The organism is Parafrankia soli (genome assembly GCF_001854695.1).
Classification (GTDB): Bacteria; Actinomycetota; Actinomycetes; order Frankiales; family Frankiaceae; genus Parafrankia; species Parafrankia soli.
In genome coordinates, this window is sequence record NZ_MAXA01000018.1 from 1 (window position 1) to 12569 (window position 12569).

General features: G+C 69.9%; 10 protein-coding genes and 1 pseudogene. 8 read left to right on the forward strand and 3 right to left on the reverse strand.

Annotation, left to right across the window (positions count from 1 at the left end):
• The coding region (locus BBK14_RS03905) for a hypothetical protein (RefSeq protein WP_476739383.1) at window positions 1–211 on the forward strand (211 nt) is incomplete at its 5' end.
• A gap of 152 nt (window positions 212–363) precedes the next feature.
• Here the strand turns inward: BBK14_RS03905 and BBK14_RS03910 are convergent.
• A complete protein-coding gene (locus BBK14_RS03910) occupies window positions 364–2838 on the reverse strand; it encodes a glycoside hydrolase family 2 TIM barrel-domain containing protein (RefSeq protein WP_071059855.1) in 2475 nt (824 codons plus the stop codon).
• A 313-nt stretch (window positions 2839–3151) separates the two neighbouring features.
• Here BBK14_RS03910 and BBK14_RS03915 point away from each other — a divergent pair, with 313 nt between their 5' ends.
• Complete coding sequence (locus BBK14_RS03915) at window positions 3152–3751, forward strand: TetR/AcrR family transcriptional regulator (protein WP_071059861.1); 600 nt, start codon at window positions 3152–3154, stop codon at window positions 3749–3751.
• Between the two features lie 133 nt (window positions 3752–3884).
• Here the strand turns inward: BBK14_RS03915 and BBK14_RS03920 are convergent, their stop codons facing one another.
• Together BBK14_RS03920 and BBK14_RS03925 are read right to left on the reverse strand one after the other, a co-directional pair.
• Window positions 3885–5627 carry a DUF5605 domain-containing protein gene (locus BBK14_RS03920; protein WP_071059856.1) on the reverse strand — a complete coding sequence of 581 codons (1743 nt, stop codon included), beginning with the start codon at window positions 5625–5627 and terminating at the stop codon, window positions 3885–3887.
• A gap of 58 nt (window positions 5628–5685) precedes the next feature.
• A complete protein-coding gene (locus BBK14_RS03925) occupies window positions 5686–6156 on the reverse strand; it encodes a 6,7-dimethyl-8-ribityllumazine synthase (protein WP_071059857.1) in 471 nt (156 codons plus the stop codon).
• A gap of 230 nt (window positions 6157–6386) precedes the next feature.
• Here BBK14_RS03925 and BBK14_RS03930 point away from each other — a divergent pair, with 230 nt between their 5' ends.
• The 6 genes and pseudogenes from BBK14_RS03930 to BBK14_RS03955 all read left to right on the forward strand — a co-directional run.
• Window positions 6387–7343 carry a sugar phosphate isomerase/epimerase family protein gene (locus BBK14_RS03930; RefSeq protein ID WP_241831103.1) on the forward strand — a complete coding sequence of 319 codons (957 nt, stop codon included), beginning with the start codon at window positions 6387–6389 and terminating at the stop codon, window positions 7341–7343.
• Window positions 7340–8248 carry a transketolase gene (locus BBK14_RS03935; RefSeq protein ID WP_083390705.1) on the forward strand — a complete coding sequence of 303 codons (909 nt, stop codon included), beginning with the start codon at window positions 7340–7342 and terminating at the stop codon, window positions 8246–8248. Before BBK14_RS03930 ends, BBK14_RS03935 begins: the two co-directional genes overlap by 4 nt.
• 25 nt (window positions 8249–8273) lie before the next feature.
• A complete protein-coding gene (locus BBK14_RS03940) occupies window positions 8274–9245 on the forward strand; it encodes a transketolase family protein (RefSeq protein ID WP_071059859.1) in 972 nt (323 codons plus the stop codon).
• A complete protein-coding gene (locus BBK14_RS03945; protein ID WP_198541165.1) occupies window positions 9229–10749 on the forward strand; it encodes an FGGY family carbohydrate kinase in 1521 nt (506 codons plus the stop codon). The genes BBK14_RS03940 and BBK14_RS03945 overlap by 17 nt, the downstream gene beginning before the upstream one ends.
• 63 nt (window positions 10750–10812) lie before the next feature.
• Complete coding sequence (locus tag BBK14_RS03950) at window positions 10813–11829, forward strand: sugar-binding transcriptional regulator (RefSeq protein ID WP_071059860.1); 1017 nt, start codon at window positions 10813–10815, stop codon at window positions 11827–11829.
• 101 nt (window positions 11830–11930) lie between these two features.
• Window positions 11931–12527: pseudogene (locus BBK14_RS03955) on the forward strand (IS6 family transposase); the annotation flags it as partial.
• Window positions 12528–12569 lie beyond the last annotated feature (42 nt).

Consider the following 12569-nt stretch of genomic DNA (forward strand, 5'->3'; position numbering starts at 1 on the left):
CGAGGCCCACTTCGGCCCGCTGCGCGGCTTCGCCCTCGGTAACAGCGATCCACCCAACCACCCGGCGCTCACCCGCGACCTGCACGCCTACCTGCRCTGGCGCAACACCCACCGCCGCGACCCAGCAGTGCTGGAAGCCCAGCGCCGCGAACGCGCCCGTATCCGCTCCGAACACCAGCACCGCTGGGGCCACGTCCGAAACGCCGCCTGATCAACAAGAACCGACCTGCATTCACGGACAACGCACTAGCCGGCTCCTCTTCATCGGTTCCGCCTTCCGGCCTCGGACATTCACCGGGGCACCCTTGGGCTCGTATCGTTACGGTGCGTGACGCCGTTCGACGTGGTGGACGCAGGGGCTGGTCATCTGCTCGGGTGGGCTGGCTCGGCCTCGATGCGGACGGTGGAGGGTTCGCATCCGTCGGCCGTGAGGGTCACGGTGATCGCGCCGGGTGCGGTGGGTCGGATGACGGCGAGCGCCCGGCCGTCGAAGGTGGTACGGACGGTGTCGAAAAAGTTCTCTGTCGGCTTGGGGTCGGCGCTGCCGAAGCCCTGCAGCACCGCGGGTCCCGCCACCTCGACGGCCACCTTGCGGTCGGCCGTGTTGTAGACGTTGCCTGCCTCGTCCACAAGGGTGATGGCGATGTAGGCGAGATCGGTGTCGTCGGCGGTGATCCGGGTGCGGTCGGCGGCGGCATCGAGGTGGACGTCGCCCGTCGCGGACCGCAGCCGGGTGCGGCCGGACTCGCGACCGCCCGTGTAGGCGACGGCGACGATCTCACCGGGCTCGTAGACGGTGTCGAACTCAGCCTTGAAGCGGTTCTTCTCACCCGCCGGGGCCGTTCCGACCTGCCGGCCGTTCACCAGGAGCTCGACCTCGTCCGCAGCCGAGTACACCTCGACCCGTACCGGGCTGGACTCGTGGCCGTTCCAGGACCAGCTGGAGATCGAGTCGCTCCACGACCACCAGGTCGCCAATGCAACCGGATGGCCGTAGCGATCGGGGCGTTGGACCGCTATATAGGGCTCGGTCCGCAGCCCGAATACGATCTCGCGGTAGTAGGAGGCTGGCCATCTGTGGCCAGTGATGTCGATGTCGCCGCACCAGCCCGTCAGCCACGGATAGCCGCCTTGGTGGCCCAGGGCGGCGTTGGCCGCCTCGCCGTCGCCCTCGTACTCGATCCGCCCGATCCCCGGTTCGCCAAGGTAGTCCCAGCCTGTCCAGGTGAAGTCACCGATGACGTGGCTGTTGTCCTGGACTAGCCGCCAGTTCTTGTCGATGTCCACCGGAAAGGTCTCGGTGCCCACGATCACCCGGTTAGGGAACAGCGCCCGGTCCATTTCGTAGCGTGACTCGATATAGTTGTAGCCGGCGACATCCAGGCAGGCAATGGACTCCGCTGTTTTGGAAGCGAGGATCTCGGAGGCCATGATGGTCGGCATAAATTCGCGTGCTCGCGTCATGAAACCGTTGACGTCGACGCTCTCACGGTTTCGCGCCGCGGATTCCTCCGCGAAGGACGCGAGCAGGTCCGGGCCGCCGGCGAGCAGGCCGTTGATGGCGTTCGTGACGAGGCGGGTGCTGTCGAGAGAGCGGATCTTCTCGGCGAGCCGACGGCTGATCGCCGCGCCGGCGGCGGTCCCCGTCTCCGGGATCTCGTTTCCGATCGAGTAAAGGATCACACAGGGGTGGTTGAAGTCCTTGTCGACCATCGCCTGTACATCGGACTCCCACCAGACGGGGAAGTCGAGGGCGTAGTCCTGGTCCACCTTTGACCGGGTCCAGGCATCGAACAACTCATCGATGACGAGCATCCCGAGCTGGTCGCAGGCATCAAGGAGCGCCTTGCTCGTCGGGTTGTGCGAGCTGCGGACAGCGTTGAAACCAGCCTGCTTCAGGATCTCGACCCGACGCTGTTCAGCCCGGTCGATCGTCGCGGCGCCGATCACCCCGTTGTCGTGGTGAATACATGCGCCCCGCAGGTTCACCGCCTCACCGTTGATACGCAGACCCCGATGCGGGTCCACAGTGAGCGAACGGACCCCAAAGCGCGTGGTCTCTTCATCGAGCAGTTCACCGTCTGCTGTCACACGGGTTCGGCAGCTGTAGAGATAGGGATGATCCACGCCCCACAGCTCCGGCCGCAACACAGATAGCCGCTGGCGCAGCGTGGCCGCCTCACCGAGAAATAAGGTGACCGGCGCCTCGTCTCGAGCGACGATCACGCCGTCCGCATCCACGATTTCGGTGACCACCTCGACAGCTTGGGTGACCGGGGACTCGTTACGCACCTCGGTGGCGACCACGACCAGGGCAAGGTCTGTGTCGATCACCGGCGTCGTGATCTTCACCCCGTCCAGGGTGATGTGCACCAGACCACCGACGATGATCTTAGCGTTGCGGTAAAGGCCGCCGCCCGAGTACCAGCGGGTGTCTTCGGAGCTGCGCGCCTCCACCACGACCTCGTTATCCCCGCCGTACTTCAGCAGACCGTCGGCGCGTACATAGAAGTTGGTGTACCCGTAGGCATGCTGCTCCGCGAAGGCGCCGTTGATGAACACTCGGGCGTCGCGGTAAACGCCCTCGAACTCGAGCGTCACACGCCGGTTCCGGTACTCCTCTGGAACGAAGAACGACTTCTTGTACTGGTACGCTCCGCCCGGGTAGAAGCCGCGCCCACTCGCACCTGCATCCGCGCCGTCGCGCTCCCGGCCCACCATCGCGTCATGAGGAAGCTGAACCGCCTCCCACCCGGCGTCGGCCTTGCCGAGTAGCTCCACGAACGCATAGGTCTTCCGGCGAAAGAACCAGCCGTCGTTGAAGGATGAACGGATCATCCGAGTGCTCCCTGACTACGCGAATCATGATCACCGTGCTGCGCATGGTGCTGCGGCGCAGCGACTCGAACCCCTCCGGGATGAACGTCGTGGTGCCCTCCCCGAGCGGACGGAGCTGCGCAAGGCAGAAACCTAGCACTAGAAAGTTTTGCGGGCCACTGTCCGAACTGCGCCGCAGTCCCAGGCGGTCTCCCGGCCCTCCACCGTCGAGTCGTCCGCCCCCGCGGCCCCGGCAGGTGCCATGGGTCCGGCGCCACCGTCATCGGGCCGTTCCCCGGTCGTGGCTGCGGCGTACTGCGGTACGGTCGTGCGGGTGACCAACCAGCGGAAGCCGCGTGGCCCCTACCGCAAGGGCGTCGAACGCCGAGAACAGATCCTTCAGGCAGCCCTGGAGGTGTTCGCCCAGCACGGCGATCGCGGCTCCTCCCTCCAGGAGATCGCCGACCGAGTGGGAGTGACACAGCCGGCGCTCCTGCACTACTTCGGCTCGCGCGAGGAGCTCCTTCTGGCCGTCATCGAACAGCGAGACACCCTGGGCCGCCACGTCAGCGCGGAGACCAAGAAGCCAGGCGACATCGCAGCCCAGGCCGTGCGCCACAGCATGGATCAACCTGGACTGATTCGGCTTTTCGTCGCCCTGTCCGCTGCGGCCACTGATCCAGCACACACCGCGCACAGCTTCTTCGTCGATCGCTACCAGAACCTGACCAACCTGATCTCGTCAGGCCTGGAGGAAGGGCAGCGGGCCGGTCAGGTTCGCACGGACGAGCCGGCCGACCAGATGGCGCGACTGTTGCTGGCCGTCATGGACGGTCTGCAGATCCAGTGGCTGTTGGACCCCTCCATCGACATGCCGGCCATGGTGGCAACGTTCACCAGGATGTACACGGCCTGGCTCCCAGCCAGCGCGTGACCTTCGGGCAGGGCGCCACTTCGCCTCGCGCCCTGCCGGCCCGGTTCGACAGACGTGGACAGGTACCGGCGGATTTGACGATGTCGACCTCGGGGCGCCGCGCACCGGAAGCGCAGCCCGCTCGCGGGGCCGGTCAGTCCGCTGCGGTCATTCGTAGTGCGATGAACTCTCGGCCTGGGAGGTCGACTCGGAACGTTCCGGCGTAGGTGCCGGGTAGCGGCTCGACGGTCATGTTCCAGGTGTCGATGACGTCGATCCGGTAGTCGCGACCAGGTGGCAGCGTCACGTCACGGAAGAGCGGCTGCCCGAAACTGTAGTACTCCAGGTAATACTCGCCCGGGATGCCGGCGATGGGATAGCCGAGCTTCGGCGAGATCGGGTCGAGGGCGCCGCCGGGCGCCTCCTCGATGATCCGGCGGAGGAAGGCGATGCGGGCCGGTGACTCGCCGGTGAGCTCGCCGCCCGTCGCCCACCAGATCTGCTCGTCCTCGCGGTAGTAGGTCTCGCCATGGCCGACGTAGCCGCCGCGCAGCGCGCCCTCCCAGAACCGGCGGGTCATCTCCCGGCCGGTGATGTTCCCCCAGCCGTGCTCGAGGTTGCCCTCGTAGGCGCACTCGTCGACGACGACGGGCTTGCCCCACTGACGGCGCCAGCCGTCGACGTTCTCAGCGGTGCGGTAGGTGTCGATCCGCTGGACGCTCGCGTGCGTCACCCAGTCCCGGGAGTGGTCGAACATGTGCAGGCCGTTGTGGATGCCGAGCAGGTGGCCGGCGGGGTCGTTCGCGGTGACGAGGCGGGCGAGCCGGTCCCAGTCGGCCTCCGACTTCGACCAGACGAAGTCGTACTCGTTGGCCATCGACCACCACACGTTGGGCAGCGCCCACAGCCGCCGGACGAGATACCGCACGTACCGGTCGTCCGCCACGGCCCCCATCTCGGCGAAGCCCCACCGGTCGTACGGGTGGAAGAGGATCAGGTCCGCTTCGATCCCGAGCGCGCCGAGGTCGGTCACCGCCGCCTCCAGATGYCGGAAGAACCTCGGGTCAAAGCGTGTGAAGTCGAATCCGTCGGTGAGGCTGCCGGCGAACGGGAAGAGCTCCGGCTCGTTCGAGTTGTACTGGTAGCTCTTCGGGAACACCGTCATGCGCAGCTTCGTGAACGGCCCGGCGGCCAGCGTGCGCAGCGTGGCCGCCTGGACCTCGGCCGGCTGGTGGATCCAGGCGTAGGCGGTGGTGCCCAGCGGGAGGTGGCGGGTGCCGTCCGCGTGCGCGAAGTGGAAGCCGTCCGCCCGGACCGGCCCGTGGGCTCCCTCGGCCGCCGGGGTGACGTCGAACTGCCCGGTGACGCCGTCCAGGCTGCGGGCGTTCGACGAGGTGACGAACCGCCACCGGCCGGTCTCCGCCGGCAGTAGCCGGATCAGCCAGCGGCCGTCGCCGTCGTAGAAGCCGCCGGAGACGATCTCCACGCCGTCCCGGCTGAACCGCGCGGTGAGCTCCACGTCGGTGAACGGGTTGCCGTGCGAGGGGCCGGCCAGTTCCAGCTCGAACGTCGACCATCGGCTGACGGCGCCCGGGTAGGTGGCCGGCGCGGAGCCCGCGGCGACCTCGCCGCCCTCGTAGTCGTCCCGCGGTGCAGCGACCGGGATCTCGGCGGGGCCGGTCGCGGGCGTCTCCACCGCGGCGAGTCCGGCCCAGAGGTCCGCCGCCTCGGCCTCCGTGAGACTCGGATCGTTGTAGACGATGAGCCCGATGGTCAGGTCGGGGAAGCGTTCGAGAACCTGGGCCGCCGCCAGCCTGGGCAGGGMCCGCTCGAGAAGGGCACGAGCTTGCGGGCTCTCCATCAGGTCACTGAGCCGGGAATTGCGGCCGAACGACATTGTCCCCTCCAGGGCGACATGGTTGGGGGTGACGGACCTGGCCGACCGGGACGGTCCGCTACGCGGGCAGGGCCGCCAGGCCGGCGACGGTCGTCACGACGGCGTCGGCGAGCTCGCGCCCCTTGACCTGGAAGTGCCGGGCGAAGAACTCCTGGTGCTCGGCGTGCTCGTGGAAGGCCTGTGGGGTCAGCACCGCGGAGAACACGGGCACGTCCGTGTCCAGTTGCACGCGCATCAGCGCGTCGACCACAGTGCCGGCGACGAAGTCGTGCCGGTAGATGCCGCCGTCCACCACGAACGCGCAGGTGGCGATGGCGTCGTAGCGTCCGGTGAGCGCAAGCCTGCGCGTGTGCAGCGGGATCTCGAACGCCCCTGGCACCTGGTACTCGTCGACCTCGCCGACGCCCCGCTCGGCGAGAGCCGAGCGGAAGCTGGCGACGGCCTGCCCGACGATGTCGGCGTGCCAGTGCGCCGCGACGATCGCGACGCGGACGGTGTCGGGACGGGCCCCGGTCGGAGTGGACGGCACCGCTTCTCCTCATCGTCGGTCGGACCGAGCGTTCCTGCCGCGGCGTCGGGAGCTTGCCCGTGGCCGGGGCATTCGGCGTGCCACGGTACGCGTCGTCCTCAACCAGGCTGGTCATCGACCCGTTGACACATCGAAATTCTCCTAGCTACGGTTGGTGCATGTCAAGTCGGAGGTGAATAAAAATTCAAGAACCATCGTACGGCGCCGGTCTCTGGCACTTCGCGAGTTACGTGGATCGCTATGCGACGGACGGCTACCGCGATCCGGTCGGGACCCTGGAGTGCCTCCAGATGGCCGGTCGGGTCGGGTCGCTCTCGGCGGTCGACCTGAACTGGCCCTTCTCCCCGAACGACCTGACCACCACCGAGATCAGGACCGCGCTCGAGGCCGCCCGGCTGCGCGCGGTCGCGGTGACACCCGAGATCTACACCAGGACGTTCGCGCGCGGCGGGTTCACCAACCCCGACGTCTCCGTCCGCGCGCAGGCGATCGATCTCGTCGCCCGCGCAGCCGAGCTCGCCCGCGACCTCGGCTGCGACTACGTGAAACTGTGGCCCGGCCAGGACGGTGTCGACTACCCGTTCCAGGCCGACCACCGCGAGCTGTGGAAGTACTCCGTCGACGCAGTCCGGGAGCTGGCCACCGCGTTCCCCGACATGCGGTTCGCCATCGAGTACAAGCCACGGGAGCCGCGCAACCGCATGCTGTTCTCGTCGGCCGCCGTGACGCTGCTGGCGATCGAGGAGATCGGTCGCGACAACGTCGGGATCCTGCTCGACTTCGGTCACTCGCTCTACGGCGGGGAGTCGCCCGCCGAGGCAGCCCGGCTGATCATCTCGCGTGGCCGGCTGTTCGCGATCGACGTGAACGACAACCTGCGCGGCTGGGACGACGACATGGTCGTCGGCTCGGTGCACCCGCTGGAGACGTTCGAGTTCTTCCATGCCCTCGTCGACGCCGGGTGGGAGGGGATCTGGCAGCTCGACCAGTTTCCGTTCCGGGAGGACCCGGTCGAGGCGGCCCGGGTGGGGGTCGAGACCATGCGGGGCTTCCACCGCGCGCTGGAGCGCCTCGACTGGGACGCTCTGCGCGCGGCCCAGTCCGCCCAGGACGCGCTGGCGGCCCAGCGGATCGCCAAGCGCGCCCTGTACGGCGCCCTCGCCGAGACGCAGGACGGGAGCCCGTGACCACGACCCTGCCCGCCGCCGGCCGGCTGACCACGGACGAGCCGGCAGCCCGCCGCTATGTCGCCACCGTGGCTGTGCACCGCGAGCTCCCGCCCGCGAAGCTGGCACCGACCCTGGCCGAGATCGCACGCGGAGTGCGCCGCGACATCGTGACCACGATCGGCCAGGCTGGCATGGGGCACCTCGGCGGCGACCTGTCCGTGACCGACATCCTCGTCGCCGCCTACTGGCGGGCCCTGACGGTCGACCCCTTCGCGCCCGACGCGGCGGACCGGGACCGGTTCGTGCTGAGCAAGGGCCACTGCGCCGTCGCCCTGTACAGCGTGCTCGCGTCCTGCGGCTTCTTTCCCCGGAGCGCGCTGGAGACGTTCGGTGGACCGCTCTCGCCCCTCAACGGGCACCCGAACCGGGTGAAGGTGCCCGGCGTCGAGACGAACACCGGCCCGCTCGGCCATGGGCTCCCGGTCGCCGTGGGGTGCGCGCTCGGCGCCCGCCTGCGGGGCATCGCCAACCGGACGATCGTCGTCCTGGGCGATGGGGAGATCCAGGAAGGCAGCAACTGGGAGGCCGCGATGACGGCCGCTCACCACAGGCTCGCGACGCTGGTCGCGGTCGTCGACCGCAATCGGCTCCAGCAGGGCGCCCGCACCGAGGAGACGAAGGCCCTGGAGCCGCTGGACGCCAAGTGGGCCGCCTTCGGCTGGGAGGTGCGCCGGATCGACGGCCACGACCACCAGGCGCTGGTCGAGGCGCTCGCCCCGTCCAGCACGGGCCGGCCCGTGGCCGTTCTCGCGGACACGGTCAAGGGGAAGGGCGTGTCGTTCGTCGAGGACCGGGTCGAGTGGCACCACAGGGTGCCGTCGGCCGAGCAGCTCCGGGCCGCCCTCGAGGAGCTGTCCGGATGAGTCCCAGCCTGGGGAGGGCGCACCTATGAGCACCGTCGCGCCGCCGGGCGTGGACGCTCCGACGTTCGACTGCCGCGTGGACTTCGCCGCCGAGCTCGCGGCCCTGGCCCGCGTCGATGAACGGATCGTCGCCGTCTGCAACGACTCGATGGGGTCGAGCAACCTCGGCGCGTTCCGCGACGAGTTCCCGGACCGGCTGATCAACGTCGGGATTGCCGAGCAGGACCTCGTCGGCGTCGGGGCCGGGCTCGCGAACGCGGGAATGGTGCCCTTCGTCTGCGCCGCGGCGCCCTTCCTGACAGGACGAGCCACCGAACAGATCAAGGCCGACGTCGCCTACAGCGAACGGCACGTCGTCCTGTGCGGGCACAGCCCCGGCATGGCCTACGGCGAGCTCGGCCCGACGCACCACTCGATCGAGGACCTCGCCTGGATGCGCGCGGTCGCCGGGCTGACGATCGCCGTCCCGGCCGACCCGGCACAGACCAGGGCCGCGGTGCTCTGGGCCGCCGGCTACGGCCGTCCGGTCTACCTGCGCATACCGCGTTTCAAGGTACCCGAGGTGTCGCGACAGGGTGATCCGTTCCTGCCCGGCCGGGCCGTCCTGCTGCGCGAGGGCTCCGACGTGACCCTCGCCGCCGTCGGTTCCATGGTCTCCCGAGCGATCTGGGCCGCGCAGATTCTGGCTGACGACGGTATCTCCGCCCGGGTGCTCAACATGACGTTCGTCGAGCCGATCGACYGGGACGCGCTCATCAGCGCCGCCGAGCAGACCGCCGGCATCGTCACCGTCGAGGAGGCCACCACCAGCGGCGGGCTCGGCGCGGCGGTCGCCGCCGTCGTGGGGCAGACGCGCCCCTGCCCGCTGCGTATCCTCGGCGTTCCTCGCCAGTTCGCCCCCACTGGGAGTACCCAGTTCCTGCTGGACCACTTCGGTCTCAACGCGGACGGCATCGCGGGCGCGGCCCGAGAGGTGGTCGGTGGCACCCGAGCGTGAGGGCCTCCTCCTGGCCATCGACCAGGGAAGCAGCTCGACCAAGGCCATGCTGGTCGACCGGGACGCGACGGTCGTCGCCTCGTCCTCCTGCCCAGTCGGACAGCGCCACCCAGGCCCCGGGCAGGTCGAGCAGAGCGCCGAGGAGATCTGGGCCAGCGTCCAGCGGGCGGTCCGCACCTGCGTCGACCGGGAACTGGCCGCGCGCGTCGCGGGCGTCGCGATCAGCGTCCAGCGCGAGTCCGTCGTCCTGTGGGACACCGTCTCCGGCGCCGCCGTGGGACCGATCCTCAGCTGGCAGGATCGGCGCCTTGCCACCGCCACCGCCGCGGACGCCCTCGAGCGCGGCGGGCACGCGCCCTACATCCGGTCCTCGACCGGCCTGCCCCTCGACCCGATGTTCTCCGCGCTCAAGGCCGGCTGGCTGCTCGACACCTACGACCCCAGCCGCGCCCGCGCCGGCACGGGCGCCTGGAAGGTCGGCACCCTCGACGCCTGGCTGCTGTCCCGCTTCGGCGGCCCCGCCGTCACCGAGATCGGCAACGCCTCCCGCACCCAGCTGCTCGACATCGGCGGCCGACAGTGGGATCCCACCCTCCTCGACCTGTTCGACGTCCCGCGCGCGGCACTCCCCGACGTCGTCGCCTCACTCGGGCCGTTCCCTCCCGCGCGTGGCCTGCCGCCGCTGCCGGACGGGCTGCCCGTGCTGGCGGTGCTCGGGGACTCGCACGCCGCGCTGTTCGCGCAGGCCAGGGGCGCTCCCGGCGTCGTGAAGGCCACCTACGGCACCGGGTCGTCGGTCATGACCCTCGGCCGCGCCGACGCCGGCGACACCAGCCTGTGCTCCACCATCGCCTGGCAGCTCCCCGGCACCGCCGGCGACGCCGCCGACGGCGTGGCGCACGCGACCGAGGCGAACATCCGCTCCACCGGCCGGACGATCAGCTGGCTCGCCGACCTGTTCCAGGTCGACCCCACGGCTCTGCTCGCAGAGGCGGCCACGGCGAGCAGCGACGAGATCATCCTCGTCCCCGCCTTCGGCGGCCTGGCCGCCCCGTGGTGGGACCGCGACGCGACCCCGGTGATCATCGGAGTCTCGCTGGGCACCGGCCGGCCGCAGCTCGCCCGCGCAGCCCTCGAATCCGTCGCCTTCCAGATCGACGACGTGATCACCGTGCTCCAGCGGGCGGCCGGTCCGCTGGCCTTGCTGGCCTGCGACGGCGGACTGACCCGGTCCGAGGTGCTCATGCAGCTCCAGGCGGACGTGAGCGGGCTGCCGGTCCGGATCTCCGCGACGCCGAACCTGTCCGCGCTGGGAGCGGCCCTGCTCGCCGGCGTGGGCGCCGGCTGGTGGACCCTCGGCGGCCTGCCCGAACCGCCCGGGCGAGCGACTGGCGCCGAGGTCCTTCCCCGGATCGACGCGGACACTCGTGCTCGCCTCCGCAACCGCTGGGCCGACGCGGTGGCCCGCGCGCGTTCCCACCAGCGCACGAAGGCAGCGTCATGACCGGCGACGCGGCGTCCGCCGGCCGCGTCGCCGCGGACGGGCAGAACATACTGGTGCATGGCCATGCCCGCGAGCCCTGACCGCGATCGCCTGCGGCTGCTGACGAAGGTGGCGCGCCTGTACCACGAACAGGGCGTCCGGCAACCGGAGATCGCTGAACGGCTCAACCTGTCTCAGGCCCGTGTCTCCCGGCTCCTCAAGGAGGCGTCCGAGCTGGGGATCGTCCGCACGATCATCGTCCCGCCGCCCGGCGTGCACGCCGACATCGAGGACGAACTCATCCGGCGGTACGGGCTCCGGGACGTCATGGTGGTCGACGTCGAGGGCAGCGCGGGCGACATCACGGCGGCTCTCGGTGCCAGCGGCGCGACCTATCTGGACATGACGCTGCAGAACGACGACGTCATCGGCGTCTCGTCGTGGAGCACCACCTTGCTCGCCGCGGTCGACGCCATGCGTCCCCGACATACCCTGAATGCCCGTCAGGTCATCCAGCTGATGGGCGGCGTCGGTAGCCCCGACGCGCAGATGCAGGCGACCCGCCTCACCGGGCGGCTCGCCACACTCACCGGAGCCGCTCCGCTGTTCGTGCCGTCGCCCGGCCTGGTCGGGTCGGCCACACTCCAGCAGGCCCTGCTCACGGACCCGGCGGTCCAGACGGTTCGGGAAGCCTGGTCCGAGCTCACCGTGGCACTGGTCGGCATCGGCACCACGACGCCCTCGCCCCTGCTGCGCCAGAGCGGGAACGGGCTGTCCGACGCCGACCAGCGGACACTGCGCGACGCCGGCGCGGTCGGGGACGTCTGCCTGCGGTACTTCGACGAGGCCGGACAGCCGGTCGTGGCAGACCTCGACCAGCGGATCATCGGCATCGACCGGGAGACGTTGCTCGGCACCGCGCGCCGCATCGCCATCGCCGGCGGGCAGGAAAAAGCGACCGCCATCCGGGCGGCGGTGCTGGGCCGCTGGGTGAACATCCTCATCACGGACCTCGGCGTAGCCGGCCACCTGCTCGGCGCGTCGGCCGACGCGCCGCCATCCGCGCCGTCAGCGGACCGGGAGCCGGTCGACCACCGCTGACGACTCAGGGGCGGCGACCGGTGCCGTCGCGGATGCCCGGCGGGCGCGTTGCCGGCCGAGGCGACGCTGTCGTGTCCGATGGCGGCAAGGGCACTGCCTGTCACCGGGACGTCGAGGAGCTGCTCGCCGAACGTGGCCTCGAGGTTGATCACGTGACCGTGTACCGGTGGGTGCAGCGCTTTACGCCCCTGCTGGTCGAGGCCGCGCGGCCGTGTCGGCACCGTCCTGGGGATAGGTGGTTTGTGGATGAGACGTATGTGAAGGTCGCAGGCCGGTGGACCTATGTGTACAGGGCGGTTGACCAGCACGGACAGGTCATCGACGTCCTGGCCAGCACCCGCCGCGACCAGGCTGCGGCACGCCGCTTCTTCGTCCGTGCGCTGTCCCATGGGCATCGGCCGGTCGAGGTCACCACCGACAAAGCACCCGTCTACCCGCGGGTCCTCGACGAATTCTTGCCTGAGGCGTGCCACGTCGACGCCGCCCGGGAGAACAATCGGATCGAGGCCGAGCACGGCCGGCTCAAAGCACGGCTCCGGCCGATGCGCGGCCTGAAACGGCTGCGCTCCACCCAGACGATCAGCGCAGGGCATGCGTTCGTCCAGAACATCCGCCGCGGCCACTACGACCTCGGGATCGACACCGCCCCCCACGCACGGGTGACGGCCGCGTTCACCGAGCTCACCCTCGCGATCTGATCATCTGGTCGGCAGGGTCATCCATGCCCTGCCTTCCCACAA

What these genes read in the sequence shown, in the direction of transcription:
- BBK14_RS03910 (WP_071059855.1), bottom strand. Translation starts at nt 2,838, where the DNA reads ATGATCCGTTCATCCTTCAACGACGGCTGGTTCTTTCGCCGGAAGACC.
- BBK14_RS03950 (WP_071059860.1), top strand. Translation starts at nt 10,813, where the DNA reads ATGCCCGCGAGCCCTGACCGCGATCGCCTGCGGCTGCTGACGAAGGTG.